Source organism: Streptomyces sp. NPDC043870, assembly GCF_056435785.1.
Genome location: NZ_JBWKDT010000020.1, coordinates 60,906 through 81,032 on the forward strand (window position 1 = coordinate 60,906; position 20,127 = coordinate 81,032).

Consider the following 20,127-nt stretch of genomic DNA (forward strand, 5'->3'; position numbering starts at 1 on the left):
TGGGCAATACTCGGACGTGTGTTCCTGACGATCAGTACGACCGGCACCCCCGAGCGCCCCGCCACGGATCTGGGCTTCCTGCTGCACAAGCACCCCGACAAGGCGCAGACGTTCCCGACCTCCCACGGCACGGCGCATGTCCTCTACCCCGAGGCCTCCGTCGAACGCTGCACGGCCGCGCTGCTGCTGGAGGTGGACCCGGTGGCGCTGGTGCGGCGCGGCAAGGGCAAGGGCCGCGGCGGAGCACCCGACTCCGCGCTCGCGCAATACGTCAACGACCGGCCGTACGCCGCGTCCTCACTGCTCTCGGTCGCGATGAGCACCGTCTTCAAGAGCGCCCTGCGCGGCGTGTGCACCGCGATGCCGGAGCGGGCACAGAGCCCACTGCCACTGCGGATCGAAGTGCCGGCGCTGCCCGCCCGCGGCGGGGCCGAACTGGTGCGGAAGCTGTTCGGGCCGCTGGGGTGGACCTCGGTCGACGCCGAGCCCGTGGCACTGGACGAACAGTTCCCGGAATGGGGCGACTCGCGCTACGTGCGCCTGGTGCTGGAAGGCGAGCTCCGGCTCGCCGACGCGCTGCGCCAGCTCTATGTCCTCCTGCCCGTCCTCGACGACGCCAAGCACTACTGGGTCGCGCCGGACGAGGTCGACAAACTGCTGCGGGCCGGCGAGGGCTGGCTGTCCGAGCACCCCGAGCAGAAGCTGATCACCAGCCGCTATCTGTCCCGCCGCTGGAGCCTGACCCGCCAGGCCATGGAACGCCTCGAACTCCTACGGCTCGCCGAGAGCGACGACCTCGAGGTCGAGGACGTCGACAACGCCGTGGACGAGACCACCGACACCGACGAGCGGCCGGTGCCGCTGGCCGAGCAGCGCCGCGACGCCGTCCTCGCCGCACTGCGCACCGCCGGCGCGGCCACCGTGCTCGACCTGGGCTGCGGACAGGGCCAGTTGGTCCAGGCACTCCTCAAGGACGTGCGGTTCACCGACATCGTCGGCGTCGACGTGTCCGTACGGGCGCTGGCCATCGCCGCCCGCCGGCTGCGGCTGGAGCGCATGGGCGAGCGGCAGTCCGACCGGATCACCCTGCTCCAGGGCTCGCTCACCTACACCGACAAGCGGCTCGCCGGCTACGACGCCGCCGTACTCAGCGAAGTCATCGAACATCTCGACCTGCCGCGGCTGCCCGCCCTGGAGTACGCGGTGTTCGGCTCCGCCCGCCCCCGGACGGTGATCGTGACCACGCCCAACGTCGAGTACAACGTGCGCTGGGAGACCCTGCCCGCCGGGCACGTGCGCCACAGCGACCACCGCTTCGAGTGGAACCGCGAGGAGTTCCGCACCTGGGCCGAGTCGGTCGCCGCACGGCACGGATACGCAGTGGAGTTCACGCCCGTCGGCGACGACGACCCCGAAGTGGGCCCGCCGACCCAGATGGCCGTATTCACCATGACCACGAAGGAGGTGGAGGCGGCATGACCACCACCACCCGCACACTGCCCGTCCCCGACCTCTCCCTCGTGGTCCTCATCGGCGCCACCGGCTCCGGCAAGTCCACCTTCGCCCACCGGCACTTCAAACCCACCGAAGTGATCTCCTCGGACTTCTGCCGCGGACTGGTCGCCGACGACGAGAACGACCAGAGCGCCAGCAGTGACGCCTTCGACGTGCTCCACTACATCGTCGGCAAACGCCTTGCCGCCGGCCGCCTCACCGTCGTCGACGCCACCAGCGTCCAGCAGGAGAGCCGCCGCCAGCTCGTCCAGCTCGCCCGCCAGTACGACGTGCTGCCGGTCGCGATCGTCCTCGACATGCCCGAAGAGGTGTGCGCCGAACGCAACGCGGCACGACCCGACCGGGCCGGCATGCCCCGCCACGTCATCCAGCGCCACCGGCGCGAGCTGCGCCGTTCCCTGCGTGGACTGGAGCGCGAGGGCTTCCGCAAGGTCCACGTCCTGCGCAGCGTCGAGGAGACCGACGCGGCCGAGGTCGTCCTGGAGAAGCGCTTCAACGACCTGCGGCACCTCACCGGACCGTTCGACATCATCGGCGACATCCACGGCTGCCGCTCCGAGCTGGACACCCTGCTCGGCCGGCTGGGATATGTGGACGGCGCACACCCCGAGGGCCGCACCGCCGTCTTCGTCGGCGACCTGGTCGACCGCGGCCCGGACAGCCCCGGTGTGCTGCGCCGCGTCATGAGCATGGTGGCCTCCGGCAACGCCCTGTGCGTGCCCGGGAACCACGAGAACAAGCTCGGACGCTGGCTCAAGGGCAGGCAGGTCCAGCACACCCACGGACTCTCCGAGACCATCGAACAGCTGGAGCGGGAGGACACCGACGACCCGTCGTTCCGCGAACAGGTACGGGAGTTCATCGACGGACTCGTCAGCCACTACGTCCTCGACGACGGCAAGCTGGTGGTCTGCCACGCCGGACTGCCCGAGAAGTACCACGGCCGCACCTCCGGCCGGGTCCGCTCGCACGCCCTGTACGGCGACACGACCGGGGAGACCGACGAGTTCGGGCTGCCCGTGCGCTACCCGTGGGCCGAGGACTACCGCGGCCGGGCCGCAGTGGTGTACGGCCACACACCCGTGCCCACCGCCTCCTGGCTCAACAACACCATCTGCCTGGACACCGGAGCCGTCTTCGGCGGAAAGCTGACCGCGCTGCGCTGGCCCGAGCGTGAACTCGTCGACGTACCCGCCGAAAAGGTCTGGTACGAGCCCGCCAAGCCGCTCACCACCGAGGCACCCGGCGGACACCAGGGCCGCCCCCTGGACCTCGCCGACGTCCACGGCCGCCGCATCGTGGAGACCCGCCACATGGGGCGCGTCGCGGTGCGCGAGGAGAACGCCGCGGCGGCACTGGAGGTCATGAGCCGCTTCGCGGTCGACCCGCGGCTGCTCGCCTACCTGCCGCCGACAATGGCACCGACCGCGACCTCACAGGAAGAGGGCTACCTGGAGCATCCGGCCGAGGCGTTCGCCCAGTACAAGGCGGACGGCGTCGAACGGGTCGTGTGCGAGGAGAAGCACATGGGCTCCCGCGCCATCGCCCTGGTCTGCCGCGACGCGGACGTGGCGCGCGAACGCTTCGGTGCGGACGGCGCCACGGGATCCCTGCACACCCGCACCGGCCGGCCCTTCTTCGACGAGCCCGACGTCACCGAGCAGATCCTCCAGCGGCTGCGCGCCGCCGTCACCGCAGCGGGACTGTGGGAGGAACTGCAGACCGACTGGCTGCTCCTGGACGCCGAACTGATGCCCTGGTCCCTCAAGGCATCCGGGCTGCTCCGCAAGCAGTACGCGGCCGTGGGCGCCGCCTCCGGCGCGGTCTTCCCCGGCGCCACGGCCGCCCTCGAAGCAGCCGCCGCGCGCGGCCTCGACGTCGACGCACTGCTTCAGCGACAGCGCGAACGGGCCGCGGACGCGGCCGCGTTCACCGACGCGTACCGCAGGTACTGCTGGACCACCGAAGGCCTGGACGGGGTGCGTCTCGCGCCGTTCCAGATCCTCGCCGTCCAGGGCCGCTCCCTCGCCGCCGTGCCCCACGACGAACAACTGGCCTGGCTGGACCGGCTGGTGGAGGCGGACGCCACCACGGCAGCAGCTGCCACCGGATCCGCGTTGCTGCGGACCACCCGCCGCCTCGTCGTCGACACGGGCGACGAGGAGTCGGTGCGCGCCGGCGTCGACTGGTGGCTGGAGATGACAGCCACCGGCGGCGAGGGCATGGTCGTCAAGCCCCTGCAGGCGCTCGTACGGGACGACAAGGGCCGGCTCGTCCAGCCGGGCATCAAGGTCCGCGGCCGGGAATACCTGCGGATCATCTACGGCCCCGAGTACACCCGCCCGGACAACCTGACCCGGCTTCGCAGCCGGTTCCTCGGGCACAAGCGGTCGTTGGCGCTGCGCGAGTACGCGCTGGGCCTGGAGGCGCTCGACCGGCTCGCCGACGGCGAGCCGCTGTGGCGGGTCCACGAGGCGGTGTTCGCGGTGCTCGCGCTGGAGTCCGAGCCGGTCGACCCCCGGCTGTAGCCCCCTGTGCCTGTCCCTGTCCCTGCCTTACGGGGAGGCGTTGTCAGTGCCTCCTCGTAAGGTGTGATCACTCGCCCGGACAGCAGGATCCGGGAGCCTCGCCAAGCATGTGACCGAGCCGCTGAAGGAAGCCGCCGCGGGGCCGGCCCGTCCTCCCGGCTCGCCCTCCGCCTCGCCGCCGCCTGCGCCATCAGCGGCATCATGCCCGAGCGGGCGGGGGCCATGAATGGAGACGGTACAGCCGTTCGCCGGGTGAAGAGGCGTCCGGACGGTGAGGATGGGGGCATGGGATTCCATGTCGACTCCGAGACCGGGCGCCTGCGCCGGGTCATACTGCACCGGCCCGATCTGGAGCTGAAGCGGCTCACCCCCACCAACAAGGACGCGCTGCTCTTCGACGACCTGCTCTGGGTGCGGCGTGCCCGCCAGGAGCACGACGGCTTCGCCGACGTCCTGCGCGACCGCGGCGTCCAGGTGCATCTCTTCGGTGATCTGCTGCGCGAGGCGCTGGAGATCCCGGCCGCCAGGAAGCTCGTCCTGGACCGGGTCTTCGACGAGAAGGAGTACGGCCCGCTCGCCACCGACCATCTGCGGGCCGCCTTCGACGAGATGGACACCGGCGTGCTGGTCGAGGCGCTGGTCGGCGGGATGACCAAGCGGGAGTTCCTCGCCGGTCACTCCGAGCCGTCGTCCGTGCGCTTCCATGTCATGGACCTGGACGACTTCCTGCTCGGCCCGCTCCCCAACCACATCTTCACCCGCGACACCTCCGCCTGGATCTACGACGGCGTCTCCATCAACGCCATGCGCTGGCCCGCCCGACGGCGCGAGACCGTGCACTTCGAAGCGATCTACAAGCACCATCCGCTGTTCACCGGCCCCGAGGCGGGCGGCTTCCACCACTGGTCGGAGGGTCAGGACGACTATCCCTCCACCATCGAAGGCGGCGACGTCCTGGTCCTCGGCAACGGCGCGGTACTGATCGGCATGAGCGAGCGCACCACCCCGCAGGCCGTGGAGATGCTCGCCCGAGGGCTGTTCGCGGCCGGCTCCGCGCGGACCATCGTGGCGCTCGACATGCCCAAGCGGCGGGCGTTCATGCACCTGGACACCGTGATGACGATGGTGGACCACGACACCTTCACCCAGTACGCCGGCCTGGGCATGCTGCGCTCGTACACGATCGAGCCGGCCGCCGGTGAGCGGGCCCTGTCCCTGCGGGTCACCGACCATCCGCCCGAGCACATGCACAGCGCGATCGCCGCCGCCCTTGGGCTGCAGGACATCCGGGTCCTCACGGCGACACAGGACGTGCACTCGGCGGAGCGCGAGCAGTGGGACGACGGCTGCAACGTCCTCGCCGTCGAGCCGGGCGTCGTCGTGGCGTACGAACGCAACGTCACGACCAACACCCACCTGCGCAAGCAGGGCATCGAGGTCATCGAGATCCCGGGCAGCGAACTCGGCCGGGGCCGCGGCGGCCCCCGCTGCATGAGCTGTCCCGTGGAGCGGGACGCCGCCCACCCGAGCGTATAGCAATACGGGAGTGTGTATAGAATTCCATAGTCCCCGCATTCGCGACCCAGGAGCAGCCACCATGGCGACACATCTCGAAGGCCGCCACTTCCTCAAGGAGCTCGACTTCACGGCGGAGGAGTTCCGCGGTCTGGTCGACCTGGCCGCCGAGCTCAAGGCCGCCAAGCGTGCCGGCACCGAGGTCCAGCGGCTGCGTGGCAAGAACATCGCGCTGATCTTCGAGAAGACCTCGACCCGCACCCGCTGCGCGTTCGAAGTCGCCGCCGCCGACCAGGGTGCCTCGACGACCTACCTCGACCCCTCCGGCTCCCAGATGGGCCACAAGGAGTCGGTCAAGGACACCGCCCGCGTGCTCGGCCGGATGTTCGACGGGATCGAGTACCGCGGGGACAGCCAGGCCGCCGTCGAAGAGCTCGCCGCACACGCCGGCGTACCGGTCTTCAACGGCCTCACCGACGACTGGCACCCCACCCAGATGCTCGCCGACGTGCTCACCATGACCGAGCACAGCGGCAAGGGCATCGGCAAGGGCGTCGGTGAGGGCGGTGAGGGCATCGACAACGACGACGCAATCGCTTTCGCCTACCTCGGCGACGCCCGGTTCAACATGGGCAACTCCTACCTGGTCACCGGCGCCCTGCTCGGCATGGACGTAAGGATCGTCGCCCCCAAGGCCTACTGGCCCTCCCAGGAGGTCGTCACGCAGGCCCACCGGCTCGCCGAGGCGAGCGGCGCCACGATCACGCTCACCGAGGACATCGCCGAAGGCGTCGACGGCTGCGACTTCATCGCCACCGACGTCTGGGTCTCCATGGGCGAACCCAAGGAGGTCTGGGACGAGCGCATCAAGGCCCTCGCCCCCTACCGGGTGACCATGGACGTCCTGCGCGCCACCAACAACCCCGAGGTCAAGTTCCTGCACTGCCTGCCCGCCTTCCACGACCTGGGCACCAAGGTCGCCCGCGAGATCCACGAGCGCCACGGCCTGACCGAACTCGAAGTCAGCGACGAGGTCTTCGAATCCGCCCACTCGGTCGTCTTCGACGAGGCCGAGAACCGTATGCACACCATCAAGGCCGTCCTGGTGGCAACACTCGCCACTGCCGAATAGTCATACGCCCGATTGGGTGCTTATGTGAATCAGCGGCTACGATAACCGCCGATCAGTGGGGTCCGGGCTCGCACGCCCGGACCCCACTTCGTTGTGTGCACGACCTGACCAACCTGGCAAGACCCCGAAAAGAGAACCACCCCCATGCGCATCAAAAGCCCAGCCCAGCTCGTCGCCGAAGCCGGCGCAGACCGCGAGGGCCACGGCCTCAAACGCACCATGGGCCTCTTCCAGCTGGTCTGCTTCGGCGTCGGCGCCATCGTCGGCACCGGCATCTTCGTCGGCCTCTCCGACAGCGTCGCCGAAGCCGGCCCGGCCGTCGTCGTCTCCTTCGTCCTCGCCGCGATCACCTGCGTCTTCACCGCGTTCTCCTTCGCCGAGCTGGGTAGCGCGATCCCGGTGTCCGGCTCCTCCTACTCCTTCGCCTACGCCACCCTCGGCGAACGCGTCGCCTTCCTCACCGGCTGGTGCCTGCTGCTGGAGTACGGCGTGTCCGTCTCCGCCGTCTCCGTCGGCTGGGGCCAGTACCTCAACGAACTCCTCGGCAGCCTCACCGGCCATCAGCTGCCCGCCGCCCTCTCCAGCCCGCCCGGCGACGGCGGCATCGTCAACATCCCCGCCGTCGTCGTGATCCTGCTCGCCGCCCTGCTCCTGGTCCGCGGCATCCGCGAGTCCGCCCGCGCCACCGCCGTGATGGCCGTCGTCAAACTCGCGGTCCTCGTCCTCTTCTGCGCCGTCGCGTTCACCGCGTACCGGTCGGACAACCTCTCCCCGTTCGCCCCGCACGAGCTGACCGGCATCACCTCCGGCGCCTCCCTCGCCTTCTTCTCCTACATCGGCTTCGACGCCATCACCACCGCCGGCGAAGAGGTGAAGAACCCGCGCCGCACCATCCCCCTCGCGATCATGACCTGCATCGGCATCGTCACCCTGCTCTACTGCACGGTCGCGCTCGCCGCCATCGGCGCCATGTCCGCCGACGACGTCGCCGACAAGCCCGCCGCCCTCTCCCTCATCGTCGACAAGGTCACCGGCTCTGCCGTCGGCGGCGCAGCCGTCGCCTTCGGCGCGGTCGTCGCCATCGCCTCGGTCGTCCTCGCCGTGATGTACGGGCAGACCCGGATCCTGATGTCGATGTCCCGCGACGGACTCATCCCGCGCACCTTCCAGCGGATCTCCCCGCGCACCGCGACCCCCGTCGCCAACACCTGGATCGTCGCCGCCGTCTTCGCCGTCCCGGCCGCCGTCGTCCCCCTCGACGTCGTGATGAACCTGACGACCATCGGCACGCTCGCCGTCATGGCCGTCGTCAACATCGCCGTGATCGCCCTGCGCCGCCGCCACCCCGGCACCAGGACCGCGTTCCGCGTGCCGCTGTTCCCCGTCAGCCCCGTCCTGGGCGTGCTGTTCTGCCTCTACCTGATGTGGGGCACGGGGTGGACGACATGGGTCCAGTTCGCGGTCTTCCTGACCGCCGGCGCCGCCGTGTACGCGCTCTACGGCCGCCGCAATTCGCGCCTCGCCGACGCGGACGGCACGGGCAGCCCGCAGACACCTCCCGCGACACCGTCGCCGAACTTGTACGCTGACATTTCCTGACGGGCCAAGGCCCTTCGACGGAACTGCCCAGGGGGGGAGCAGAAGCGTCATGCACGGCCGGGGTGGTCTGGCCGCCGGACGCGTCGCGGAGATCATCGTGACGCAGCGGACCGGCGGCCGGCAGCGGGGGAGCGGCTACCTCGTACGCAGCGGAGTCGTCCTCACAGCGGCACACGTCATCGACGACGCTGCCGACGTCCTCGTACGCTTCGACGCCGACCAGCCGGGCGAGCGGACCCGCACAGCCCGCATCCTCCGGTCCCATACCCCGTCGGACATGGCGCTGCTCGGTGTCGCGGGCGAAGACACCGACGAGACGGTCCTCCTGGGCCGGATCGCGGAGCGCGACGCGGTCCTGCGCTGCACGACACTGGGATTTCCCCGGTTCAAGCTCCGCGACGACACCGACGGCAGCGGCACCACGTACCGCGACACCTGCCACGCCGAGGGCACGGCACCCGTGCTGTCCAACCGGCGCGAGGGCACCCTCGAACTCATCGTGGCGCCACCCGAGCACGACCCGGACACCGCACACTCACCGTGGGAGGGCATGTCCGGAGCACCCGTGTGCAGCGGTGGCCGGCTCATCGGCATCGTCGGCCTCCACCACGCCTGCGACGGCCCCGGCCGGCTCGCCGTGCTCCGCGCCGACCGCTGGGCGGACGGGCTCGGCGAGGACGACCTGAACCGGCTCCAGGAGCTGCTGGGGCAGCCCGTCCGGCCCCAGGCCCTCCACGACGTACTCCCCACAGGACCGGGCGACCTCGTCCGCAACGCCTACCGGGCGCAGGTCAAGGACATCGCCCCTCCCGAACTGATCGGAAGGGAGGACGAGTTCGCCGAGATCGTCGCGTTCTGCGCCGGGGACGACCCCTACCAGTGGTGGCAGGCCCCACCGTGGGCGGGGAAGACCGCACTCTCCGCATGGCTCGCCCTGCATCCCCCGGCCGGCGTCGTCCCCGTGTCGTTCTTCGTCACCCGCCGGCTCGCCGGCCAAGCCGACAGCGACGCCTTCTCCGACGCGCTGATCGACCAGCTGGCGCCGCTGGCCGAATCGCCCGCCACCACCGTCGGCAACCGTGACACCTATCGCCGCCTGCTGATCGAGGAAGCCGCCCAGCGGCTCGACGAACGCGGCGAGCGGCTGCTGCTCGTCGTCGACGGACTCGACGAGGACGAGTCGGCCTCGACCGGCAGCGGCCGCCCCAGCATCGCCTCACTCCTGCCCCCTCGGCCCCCGGACAACCTCCGCGTACTGGTGACGAGCCGCCCGCACCCCGGTGTGCCGTCCGACGTCCCGGCCTCGCACCCACTGCGCCACTGCACCACCCGCGTCCTGGAGACCAGCGCGTTCGCCCAGCACACGCGCAACGAGGCCCGTGAAGAGCTGTACCGGGCGCTGCGCGGCGGCGACGACGTCCAGCGCGAGATCGTCGGCTTCGTCACGGCCGCGCAGGGCGGTCTGACCCTGCGTGACCTGGAAGAGCTCACCCGACGCCTCCCGTACGAACTGCAGATGTGCCTCGGCGGCACCTTCGGCAGAAGTCTCGCCACGCGGTCCAGAGGCCTGAGCGCCGCCGACGGATCCGACCGGGACGACCGCGGCTATCTCTTCGCCCACGAGACGCTGCGCGAGGAGGCCGACCAGGCTCTCGGGACGGGAGTCGACGAGTACCTGGAGCGGCTGCACACCTGGGCCGACGGCTACCGCGACCGGGGATGGCCGCGGGAGACGCCCCGGTATCTGCTCCAGGCGTACGGGCGGGTCGTGGAGCAGAAGTGCCCGGGCGCCCGCCGGCATGTGGACCTCGTCGTCGACACCCGGCGCCAGGCACGACTGCGCGAAGCCACCGGCGCCGACGGAGCCGCCCTCAGGGAGATCACCTCGGCCCGTGCCGCGGTGGCCGGCTCGGACCGGGACGACGACCTGTGGTCCGCCGCGCTGCTCGCCTTCTCCGACACCTGCCTGACGGCCCGCAACGCCGCGCTGCCGGCCGGATTACCGGTGCTGTGGGCCGCACTGGGCAAGAGCGGCAAGGCCGTCGCGCAGGCCCGGTGCATCCCGGACGACCACGACCGGGGCCGGGCGCTGGCGGGTATCGCCCGGCAATTGCTGAGTACCGACCTCGATCGCGCGCTCGAACTCGCCGATGAGGCCGGCCGGCTCCTCGGCGAAGCGGACCCGCCCGGCCGCGGATCACCGGCGGAGTACCGGGACTTGGCGGTGGTCCGGGCCGTCGCCGGTGAGCACGTCCAGGCACTCAACACGGTCCTCGGGATTCCGGACCCCCGAGAACGGGCCGTCGCCCTGATCGAGGCACTCAGGCATGTGCCGTTGGACGAACGAGGCACCTTCGCGGAGGTGGCGGAGCGGCTCGCAGCGGCCCAGACCGGGGACGGAGCCGACCGGGCCGCACTCCTGGCGATCAGTGGTCTCGCCTGGTGGGGGACCGACCGAGTGCGCTGCGACGCACTGCTGGGACGGGCAGTCCGGTGGAACGGCCAAGGCGATCCGGTGCTCGCACCTGCCGCGGCCATGGTCGCCCTGCTGCTTGCGAGAGTGCGGCCGAAGTACGCCCGGAACCTGGCGAAACGTGCGGCGGCCGCGGCGACAGCGGGGTGGTTCGCCGCCAGGGACGAACTCATGGCCGCGCAGGCGCTCGCGCGCTGCGGGGCGTTCGACGACGCGTGGGCGGTCGCCAGGCGCATGAACTACTTCACACAGGCGGCAGTGCAAGGGGCGCTGGTCAGGGAGTCGGCAGCGCAAGGCAGAGCATTCCTCGGCCCCGTGACGGCTGCGCTCGCGTACGACGTGATGAACATGGAGCGGACCCGCGGGCTTGTCGAGCACGGAAAACCGGAGGAAGCCCTGGCAGCGCTCGCCGTCCTCCCGCGGCCGTTGCGGCGTGAAGCGGAGGCATTGTGCGGTCTCGCCCTGGTGCACCGGGACCCCGAGGCGGCCGAGGGCATCGCCCTGGAGCTGGAGCGCAGCACGTACGCCAGCTCCGACCTGCCCGACAAGGAGCACGCGGTGGCCGCCATCTCCATGATGCTGGCGGACAGCGGCGACCTGACCCCGGCGGAGCGGCTCGCTCACTCGCTGCCGGCCAGGGACGCCAAAGCCGCCGTGCTGAACCACTTGGCACTGGCGGTGGCCGGCAGCGATCCGCGGCGAGCCGTGGCGCTCGCGCAGGACGCCCGGCGCACGATCGAATACGGCGCAGAACGCGATGTGGACGGAACGGTCTCGCACTACGACACGGGGTACTGGCACCGGCTCATCGGGGCCGTCCAGGCGCTGACCTGTGCGGGGGACGTCCAGTCCGCGTGGGACATCGCCCACGCCTTCCAGGACAGGAGGCACCGGGCCGACGCGTTCTCCGTGCTGGCGGCGGTGGCGGCGGTGGCGGCGGTGGCAGGCGGCAGCGGGCCGGACGGGCGGCAATGGCATGACCGGGCCATGCTCCAGATCCAGGACCTGGCTGAGGAGATCAAACGGGACGACGACCCCTGGCTGACGTACCACTACGAGGACCTCGCCGATCTCGGCAGCCCCGACGGGCTGTTCCTTCAGCTCTCGGAGGCGATCGCACACCGTGGGCGACTGCCGGACGCCGAGCGCGAGGCGCTGGCGGAGGTTGCCGTGCCGCTCGCCGACGAGGGCCTGCTGGAGGCCGAACTCGGGGCCGCGGCCCTGGCGGCTCTGCGAGACGGCGATCCGGGCGCCTCGGCCGGCCTGCAGGCGTCCATCGTGAAGTGGGAGGGCGAGTGCGCCGAACTGGCCTGCGCGTTCGCCGCGCTCGGGGATCTCGGTGAAGGCATGCGACTGGCCCGGGGAGAGGGCGGGCCGGGGGCTCGTGACGGCAAGCGGCGCAAGGCGGTCGCCCAGGACGCGGCTGTTGCGGTGATCGCCTCGCTTGCCGCGGGAGTCGATCTGTCGAGAACGGAAGTCCTCGGCAGCGCTCCGGGCGAGCAGGAACTCCAGGGACTGCGTCGCATTCTGGCCTGCGGGCCGGGCCGGTGGGATCCGCGGCAGACGTGCGCTCAGGACCGTCCCACCGCCCGGGCCGCCGTGCGCGAGGTACTGGGAACCGGTGCCTGGTTCCTCGTCCTGCGCGCCCTGGCCGTACTCGCCCCGGACGGCGCGAGCCGGCTGGGGAGGCTGGCCCTGACCCAGGTGGAGGCCGAGCAGCCCGTCAGCGCCGCCCAGGACGTCGCACGGGAAGCGTGAACCGGACCGCCATGCCGTGAGCGGTGGGCCGGTGGCCACAAGCGGAGCCGACGACGCGGATCAGCAGCCGGGGCGCGGATCAGCAGCAGTCCGCGGCCGTGCTCCCGCCGCGGGACCGGTTCGCCGCCGGGCAGCGGGCGCACAGCGCCCGCACGGCCACACCACCCGTATCGCGCACTCATGACGGAAGTCACGTACAAGTGATAACTTCGTAGGGCAGGCAGTAGCCGGCAGGCTGAAGGAGGCCGCGCCCATGAGCCCCTTTACCAGCTCCGCACCCCATACCGAGCAATGGCGCCACATCCGCCTGACCAGGCAGGACGGCGTCGCCACGGTCACCCTCGACCGGCCGGAGAAACTCAACGCGCTCACCTTCGGCGCCTACGCCGACCTGCGCGACCTGCTCGCCGAACTGTCCCGGGAACGGTCCGTACGGGCACTCGTCCTCGGCGGCGAAGGCCGCGGCTTCTGCTCCGGCGGCGACGTCGACGACATCATCGGCGCCACACTCGCCATGGACACCGCCCAGCTCCTCGACTTCAACCGGATGACCGGACAGGTCGTACGCGCCCTGCGCGAATGCCCCTTCCCGGTGATCGCCGCCGTACACGGCGTCGCCGCCGGAGCCGGCGCCGTACTCGCCCTCGCGGCCGACTTCCGCGTCGCCGACCCCTCCGCCCGGTTCGCGTTCCTCTTCACCAAAGTGGGACTCTCCGGCGGCGACATGGGCGCGGCATACCTGCTGCCGCGCGTCGTCGGCCTCGGCCACGCCACCCGGCTGCTCATGCTCGGCGAACCCGTCCGGGCCACCGAAGCCGAACGCATCGGCCTCATCAGCGAACTGGCCGAGGAAGGCCAGGCCCACACCGCGGCCGCCGCCCTCGCCCGCCGCCTCGCCGAAGGCCCCGCCCTCGCCTACGCCCAGACAAAGGCACTGCTCACCGCCGAACTGGACATGCCGCTCGCCGCCTCCGTCGAACTCGACGCCGCGACGCAGGCCCTGCTCATGAACGGCGAGGACTACGCGGAATTCCACGCCGCGTTCACCGAAAAGCGCACCCCGAAATGGCAAGGGCGATGACCATGCCCGCCCATCCCGGAGAGTCCCCCGGCCCGCTCCAGCCCCCGCCCGCACAGGCCCCCCGCACTCCCCGCACCGCCCGCAGCCCCCGCACCCCCCTCCGTATTGCCGTCATCGGCGGCGGCCCCGGCGGCCTGTACGCCGCCGCGCTGCTCAAACGGCTCGACCCCACACGTGACATTGCACTGTGGGAGCGCAATGCCCCGGACGACACCTTCGGCTTCGGAGTCGTCCTCTCCGACGAAACCCTCGGCGGCATCGAGCACGCCGACCCCACCGTGTACCGCGCCCTCCAGGACGAGTTCGTCCGCTGGGACGACATCGACATCGTCCACCGCGGCCACACCCTCACCTCCGGCGGCCACGGCTTCGCCGCACTCGGCCGCCGCCGTCTCCTGGAAATCCTCCACGACCGCTGCGCCTCCCTCGGCGTACGGCTCCACTTCCGCACACCGGCCCCGCCCGCCGCCGAACTCGCCGCCACCCACGACCTCGTCATCGCCGCCGACGGCGTACACAGCGCCACCCGCGCCGCACACGCCGACGTCTTCGCGCCCCGCATCACCACCCACCGCTGCCGCTACATCTGGCTGGCCGCCGACTTCGCCTTCGACGCCTTCCGCTTCGAGATCGCCGAAACCGAGCACGGCGTGATGCAACTCCACGGCTACCCCTACTCACCCGGCGCCTCCACCGTCATCGTCGAAATGCGCGAAGAGGTCTGGCAGGCCGCAGGCCTCGACGAATGCGACGAACAGCAGTCCGCCGAACGCTGCGCCAAGATCTTCGCCGACGCCCTCGGCGGCCGGCCGCTGCGCGGCAACACCTCCGCCTGGACCGCCTTCCGCACCGTCGTCAACGACCACTGGGCGCACGGGAACACCGTGCTCCTCGGCGACGCCGCGCACACCGCCCACTTCTCCATCGGCTCCGGCACCAAACTCGCCGTCGAAGACGCCCTCGCCCTCGCCGCCTGCATCGAGGAGCAGCCCACGCTCCCCGAGGCCCTCGCGGCGTACGAGACCGAGCGCCGGCCCGTCGTGGAGTCGACGCAGCGCGCCGCGGCGGCCAGCCTGCGCTGGTTCGAGGAACTCGGGACGTATCTCGACCAGCCGCCACGACAGTTCGCGTTCAACCTCCTCACCCGCAGCCGCCGCGTCACCCACGACAATCTGCGGCTGCGCGACCCCGCGTTCACCGACTCCGTCGAACAGGACTTCGGCTGCCCGGCCGGCACCCCGCCGATGTTCACCCCCCTGAAGCTGCGCGGACTGACCCTGCGCAACCGCGTCGTCGTCTCACCCATGGACATGTACCGCGCCGACGACGGAATCCCCGGCGACTTCCACCTCGTCCACCTCGGCGCCCGCGCCCTCGGCGGAGCCGGGCTCGTCATGACCGAGATGGTCTGCGTCAGCGCCGAAGGCCGCATCACCCCCGGCTGCACCGGCCTCTACACCACCCGACAGGCCGACGCATGGCGCCGCATCACCGACTTCGTCCACACCCAGGCACCCGGCACCGCCATCGGCGTCCAACTCGGCCACTCCGGCCGCAAAGGCTCCACGCGCCTCATGTGGGAAGGCATCGACCAGCCCCTGCCCGACGGCAACTGGCCCCTCGTCGCCGCCTCACCACTCCCGTACCGGCCCGGCATCAACCAGATCCCCCACCAACTCGACCGGGCCGGACTCCGCACCATCCGCGAACAGTTCGCCGCCGCAGCACACCGCGCCGTGCACAGCGGATTCGACCTCCTCGAACTCCACTGCGCCCACGGCTACCTCCTCTCCGGCTTCCTCTCCCCCCTCACCAACCACCGCACCGACGCATACGGAGGCACCCTCAGCGCCCGGCTGCGCTTCCCCCTCGAAGTGTTCGACACCGTCCGCGACATCTGGCCCGCCGACCAACCGATGACCGTCCGGATCTCGGCCACCGACTGGGCCCCCGGCGGCACCACCGCCGACGACGCAATCGACATCGCCCGCGCCTTCGCCGCACACGGCGCCGACGCCATCGACGTCTCCACCGGGCAGGTCGTCCCCGACGAACACCCCGAATACGGCCGCTCCTACCAGACCCCCTACGCCGACCGGATCCGCAACACCGTCCACATCCCCGTCATCGCCGTCGGCGCCATCTCCTCCTGGGACGACGTCAACTCCCTGCTCCTCGCGGGCCGCGCCGACCTCTGCGCCCTCGCCCGCCCCCACCTCTACGACCCCCACTGGACCCTCCACGCCGCCGCCGACCAGAACTACACCGGCCCCGCCGCCCCCTGGCCCCCGCCCTACCGCGCCGGCAGCCGCACACCACCCACCGGCCGCACCGACGCGCCCCGACCACGGCTCACTCTTCCGTCATGAACCCCGCCGTCATGAACCCCGCACCCGCGTCCCGCAGCCGCTTGTGCAGCCCCGCGAACACCGCCGCCGAACGACCGCCCGGCCACCCGGCCGGAAGCAGCTCCTGCGGCAGACCCGGGTCCGCATACGGCAGCCGCCGCCACGAATCCAGCGCCAGCAGATAGTCACGGTAGGCCTCCTCGGCCGGAGTGCCGGCGCGCGACTCCCACGACCGCAGCACCGGTCCGTGCACGTCCAGGAACTCCTCGTGCTGCTTCGCGATCGCCGCCAGATCCCACCAGCGCGCCACCGCCTCCGCCGTCGCGACGAACCCCAGATGCTCACCCCGGAAAAGATCCACATACGGATCCAGCTGCAGCCGCTGCAACGTATGACGGGTCTCCTCGTAGAAACGGGCCGGAGCGATCCACACACCGGGCGCGGCCGTACCGAAACCCAGCCGCCCCAGCCGCGAGCGCAGCAGATGACGCTTGTGCCGCTCCGCCTCCGGCACCGAGAACACCGCCAGCACCCAGCCGTCCGACAGCTTCGACGCCCGGTGGCCGTAGATACGCTCGTCACCGTCGTCGAGGAGCTGACGTGCATCGGCCGACAGGGCATAACCCGCCGCCCCCGACGCCGTACGCTCCGGAACCAGCAGCCCACGACGCTTAAGCCGGGAAACCGAAGAGCGCACCGACGGCGCGTCCACACCGAGCGCACCCAGCAGGCGGATCAGCTCCGCCACCGCAAGCGAACCTGCCCTCTCGCGTCCGTACGCGCCGTACAGGGTGACAATCAGGGAACGGGGAGTGTGCTGCTCGGCCACGTGATCACTCTAGGGCCCGCAACCTGAACCGCTGGAGCTTGCCCGTCGGCGTACGGGGCAGCGCGTCGACGAAGACGATCACCCGCGGGCACTTGTACGGCACCAGACGCGAGGTGACGAAGTCCCGCAGCACCCCGGCCGTCCGCTCACCACGCACCACACCGTCGCGCACCACGACATACGCCACCACGATCTGGCCACGCAGCTCGTCGGGGCGGCCGACCACCGCCGCCTCCACCACATCGGGATGATCCAGCAGCGCGTCCTCCACCTCCGGACCCGCGATGTTGTACCCCGCCGAGATGATCATGTCGTCGGCGCGGGCGACATAACGGAACCACCCGTCCGGCTCGCGCACATACGTGTCACCCGTGAAATTCCAGCCGCCCCGCACATACACGCTCTGCCGCGGATCCGACAGATAGCGGCAGCCCACCGGCCCGCGCACAGCCAGCAGCCCCGGCTCACCGTCGGGCACCGGCTCCCCGGACCCCCCGTCGACCACCCGCGCCTCCCATCCCGGCACCGGCACCCCCGTCGTCCCCGGCCGGATCTCCTCATCAGCCGCCGAGATGAAAATGTGCAGCAGCTCCGTCGCGCCGATGCCGTTGATCAGACGCAGCCCGGTCCGCTCGAACCACGCCCGCCAGGTCGCCGCAGGCAGATTCTCCCCCGCCGAAACACACCGCCGCAGCGACGTCACGTCGTACCCGGCCACATCGTCCAGCATCACCCGGTACGCCGTCGGCGCGGTGAACAGCACCGACACCCGATGCTCGGCGATCGCCGGCAGCAACTGCTTGGGACCGGCCTGCTCCAGCAGCAGCGCCGACGCACCCGCCCGCAACGGAAAGATCACCAGACCGCCCAGCCCGAAAGTGAAACCGAGCGGCGGACTGCCCGCGAACACATCGTCGGGCGTCGGCCGCAGCACCATCGCCGAGAACGTGTCGGCAACGGCCAGCACGTCCCGGTGGAAGTGCATGCACCCCTTCGGCCGCCCCGTCGTACCGCTCGTGAAGGCGATCAGCGCGACATCGTCGGCCGCCGTCTCCACCGCCCGGAACGACGACGGCGCCCCTTCCACGAGCTGCATCAGGTCATCCGGCGCATCCCCGCCGAACACCGTGATCCGCAGCCCGGCCACCTCCGCCTTGACCAGGTCGTCCACCGCGCGGACGTCACACAGAGCATGCGTGACTCGTGCCATGTCACACATGACGGCAAGCTCCCGGGCACGCTGCTGCGCAAGGACGGTCACCGCCACCGCGCCCGCCTTCATCACCGCCAGCCAGCACGCCGCCAGCCACGGCGTGGTCGGCCCACGCAACAGCACCCGATTGCCGGGCACCACACCCAGCTCGCCGGTCAGGACATGCGCGATCCGGTCGACCCGCTCACGCAGCTCGCCGTACGTCCACACACCACCCGACCCGTCACGGAACGCGGTCCGGTCGGGTCCGTACCGCTCGACCGTCCCGTCCAGCAGCTCCGCCCCGCAGTTGAGCCGCTCCGGATAGCGCAGCCCGGGCAGCCCGGACACATCGAAAAGCAGCTCGGGCCACTGGTCCACGGGCGGCAGATGGTCGCGCGTGAACGTGTCGCGGTGAGCCGAAGGTGTCAGCTCCATGTTCGCCCCCTAGTCGTGGTGGGGTCGCGCATCGAGCGTATCGCCAAGGTGACGACAGTCAACACTCCGCGATACTCTGCCTTCCCGGGGACACCTGCACGTGCGGCTCCTCCGTACGACCCCGAACCCCCCGACCGCAGGGAAATGGGGGCACGGATGCCCGTATTCTCGCTCGATCCGGCACAAACCGCCTGGTGCGCCGAACTGCGCACCCTGGCCGCCCAACGGCTGCGCCCTCTCGCGGAAAAGGGCGAACCCGGCCGCGTCAACCGCCCCCTCGTCGCCGCCCTCGGCGAACTCGGCCTGCTCAAACGGCTCTTCGACGCCGGAGCGCTCGACCTGTGCCTGCTACGGGAATCCCTCGCCCACGGCTGCACGGAAGCCGAAACCGCACTCGCACTCCAGGGCCTCGGCACCTACCCGCTCGTCCAGGCGGGCACCGGCGCACAGCGCACCCGATGGCTCCCCGAAGTCATCACCGGCCGCGCCATCGCCGCCTTCGCACTCAGCGAGCCCGACGCCGGCTCCGACGCGGCCGCCCTCACCCTCGAAGCCGCACCGGACGGCAACGGCTGGCGCCTCACCGGCGAGAAACGCTGGATCTCCAACGCCCCCGAAGCCGACTTCTGCACCGTCTTCGCCCGAACGGGTGAGGCGCCCGGAGCCCGGGGCATCACCGCCTTCCTCGTCCCCGCCGACCGACCCGGCCTCACCGGCAGCCCCCTGGAGATGCTCTCCCCGCACCCCATCGGCGCGCTCACCTTCGACTCGGTGCCCGTCACCCGCGACGACGTCCTCGGCGAACCGGGCAGCGGCTTCCGGGTCGCCATGAACACCCTCAACCTCTTCCGCCCCAGCGTCGGCGCCTTCGCGATCGGCATGGCGCAGGCCGCACTCGACGCCACACTCGCCCACACCACCCGCCGCACCGCCTTCGGCGGGCCGCTCAAGAACCTCCAGGCCGTCTCCCACCAGGCCGCCGAAATGGCCACCAGGACCGAGGCCGCACGGCTACTCGTCTATGCCGCGGCCTGCGCCTACGACAACGGCGCCCCGGACGTGCCGCAACGCTCCGCCATGGCCAAGCTGTTCGCCACCGAAACCGCCCAGTACGTCGTCGACGCAGCAGTACAACTGCACGGGGCCCGCGCCCTCCAGCGCGGCCATCTCCTCGAACACCTCTACCGCGAGGTCCGCGCCCCCCGCATCTACGAAGGCGCCAGCGAGGTGCAGCGCAGCATCATCGCCAAGGAGCTCTACGCCCGGACGGGCGCCGACACGCGGAAGGACGCCGACATGCGGAAGGACGCCGACACCCGATGAGCCTCGAACGCATCAACCCGCCCGGACTGTCCCCGGCCAGCGGCTTCTCGCACGCCGTCGCCGCGACCGGATCCAGGCTCGTCTTCCTCGCCGGGCAGACCGCGCTCGACGCCGACGGCAAGGTGACCGGGACCGGGCTCGTCGAACAGTTCGAGACAGCCCTCGCCAATCTCCTCGCCGCCCTCGCCGCGACCGGCGGCACCCCCCACGACCTCGCCCGCGTCACCGTCTACGCCACCGACATCGCCGACTACCGGGCCCACACCGCCGAACTCGGCCGCATCTGGCACCGGCTCGCGGGCCGCGACTACCCCGCGATGGCGGTCATCGGCGCTGTACGCCTCTGGGACGAACAGGCACTCGTCGAACTGGACGGGATCGCCGTACTGCCGTGAC

12 protein-coding genes are annotated in these 20,127 nt (G+C 71.0%); 10 read left to right on the forward strand and 2 right to left on the reverse strand.

Annotated features, from left to right (window positions below; genetic code table 11):
• Window positions 1–18 precede the first annotated feature (18 nt).
• The 8 genes from AC0699_RS23460 to AC0699_RS23495 all read left to right on the forward strand — a co-directional run bounded on the left by AC0699_RS23460 (window position 19) and on the right by AC0699_RS23495 (window position 15,970).
• On the forward strand, window positions 19–1,479 hold the full coding sequence (locus tag AC0699_RS23460) for a 3' terminal RNA ribose 2'-O-methyltransferase Hen1 (RefSeq protein WP_478663434.1): 1,461 nt from the start codon (window positions 19–21) through the stop codon (window positions 1,477–1,479).
• Complete coding sequence (locus AC0699_RS23465; protein WP_478663435.1) at window positions 1,476–4,043, forward strand: polynucleotide kinase-phosphatase; 2,568 nt, start codon at window positions 1,476–1,478, stop codon at window positions 4,041–4,043. Before AC0699_RS23460 ends, AC0699_RS23465 begins: the two co-directional genes overlap by 4 nt.
• A 285-nt stretch (window positions 4,044–4,328) precedes the next feature.
• Entirely contained in the window at window positions 4,329–5,579 is a 1,251-nt protein-coding gene (locus tag AC0699_RS23470) for an arginine deiminase (RefSeq protein ID WP_478663436.1), read from the forward strand.
• A gap of 61 nt (window positions 5,580–5,640) precedes the next feature.
• Window positions 5,641–6,690, forward strand: coding sequence for an ornithine carbamoyltransferase (argF, locus tag AC0699_RS23475; RefSeq protein WP_478663437.1), 1,050 nt, complete (start codon window positions 5,641–5,643; stop codon window positions 6,688–6,690).
• Window positions 6,691–6,834: 144 nt separating this feature from the next.
• Complete coding sequence (locus AC0699_RS23480) at window positions 6,835–8,289, forward strand: amino acid permease (protein ID WP_478663440.1); 1,455 nt, start codon at window positions 6,835–6,837, stop codon at window positions 8,287–8,289.
• Between the two features lie 49 nt (window positions 8,290–8,338).
• The gene (locus tag AC0699_RS23485; RefSeq protein ID WP_478663443.1) at window positions 8,339–12,520 is read left to right on the forward strand and encodes a trypsin-like peptidase domain-containing protein; all 4,182 of its coding nucleotides are present in this window, start codon (window positions 8,339–8,341) and stop codon (window positions 12,518–12,520) included.
• Window positions 12,521–12,773: 253 nt separating this feature from the next.
• Window positions 12,774–13,601: an enoyl-CoA hydratase family protein gene (locus tag AC0699_RS23490; protein WP_478663445.1), complete on the forward strand. Its 828-nt coding sequence runs from the start codon at window positions 12,774–12,776 to the stop codon at window positions 13,599–13,601.
• Window positions 13,598–15,970 (forward strand): bifunctional salicylyl-CoA 5-hydroxylase/oxidoreductase, encoded by a 2,373-nt coding sequence (locus AC0699_RS23495; protein ID WP_478663448.1) that lies wholly within the window; start codon window positions 13,598–13,600, stop codon window positions 15,968–15,970. The genes AC0699_RS23490 and AC0699_RS23495 overlap by 4 nt, the downstream gene beginning before the upstream one ends.
• On the opposite strand, the gene AC0699_RS23500 is transcribed toward AC0699_RS23495, so the two are convergent.
• The gene (locus tag AC0699_RS23500) at window positions 15,954–16,778 is read right to left on the reverse strand and encodes a PaaX family transcriptional regulator (protein WP_478663449.1); all 825 of its coding nucleotides are present in this window, start codon (window positions 16,776–16,778) and stop codon (window positions 15,954–15,956) included. The two genes, AC0699_RS23495 and AC0699_RS23500, sit on opposite strands and share 17 nt — an antisense overlap.
• 4 nt (window positions 16,779–16,782) lie before the next feature.
• Entirely contained in the window at window positions 16,783–18,408 is a 1,626-nt protein-coding gene (locus AC0699_RS23505; RefSeq protein ID WP_478663452.1) for an AMP-binding protein, read from the reverse strand.
• Between the two features lie 156 nt (window positions 18,409–18,564).
• Between AC0699_RS23505 and AC0699_RS23510 the strand changes: the two genes are divergently transcribed.
• The gene (locus AC0699_RS23510) at window positions 18,565–19,731 is read left to right on the forward strand and encodes an acyl-CoA dehydrogenase family protein (RefSeq protein WP_478663454.1); all 1,167 of its coding nucleotides are present in this window, start codon (window positions 18,565–18,567) and stop codon (window positions 19,729–19,731) included.
• Window positions 19,728–20,126, forward strand: a complete 399-nt coding sequence (locus AC0699_RS23515) for a RidA family protein (protein ID WP_469771379.1) — start codon at window positions 19,728–19,730, stop codon at window positions 20,124–20,126. Before AC0699_RS23510 ends, AC0699_RS23515 begins: the two co-directional genes overlap by 4 nt.
• Window position 20,127: the final 1 nt, after the last annotated feature.

Excerpts from the sequence above, each read along its gene's own strand:
- AC0699_RS23465 (WP_478663435.1), top strand. The coding sequence starts at position 1,476 with ATGACCACCACCACCCGCACACTGCCCGTCCCCGACCTCTCCCTCGTG.
- AC0699_RS23470 (WP_478663436.1), top strand. The coding sequence starts at position 4,329 with ATGGGATTCCATGTCGACTCCGAGACCGGGCGCCTGCGCCGGGTCATA.
- argF (WP_478663437.1), top strand. The coding sequence starts at position 5,641 with ATGGCGACACATCTCGAAGGCCGCCACTTCCTCAAGGAGCTCGACTTC.
- AC0699_RS23480 (WP_478663440.1), top strand. The coding sequence starts at position 6,835 with ATGCGCATCAAAAGCCCAGCCCAGCTCGTCGCCGAAGCCGGCGCAGAC.
- AC0699_RS23485 (WP_478663443.1), top strand. The coding sequence starts at position 8,339 with ATGCACGGCCGGGGTGGTCTGGCCGCCGGACGCGTCGCGGAGATCATC.
- AC0699_RS23490 (WP_478663445.1), top strand. The coding sequence starts at position 12,774 with ATGAGCCCCTTTACCAGCTCCGCACCCCATACCGAGCAATGGCGCCAC.
- AC0699_RS23495 (WP_478663448.1), top strand. The coding sequence starts at position 13,598 with ATGACCATGCCCGCCCATCCCGGAGAGTCCCCCGGCCCGCTCCAGCCC.
- AC0699_RS23505 (WP_478663452.1), bottom strand. The coding sequence starts at position 18,408 with ATGGAGCTGACACCTTCGGCTCACCGCGACACGTTCACGCGCGACCAT.
- AC0699_RS23510 (WP_478663454.1), top strand. The coding sequence starts at position 18,565 with ATGCCCGTATTCTCGCTCGATCCGGCACAAACCGCCTGGTGCGCCGAA.
- AC0699_RS23515 (WP_469771379.1), top strand. The coding sequence starts at position 19,728 with ATGAGCCTCGAACGCATCAACCCGCCCGGACTGTCCCCGGCCAGCGGC.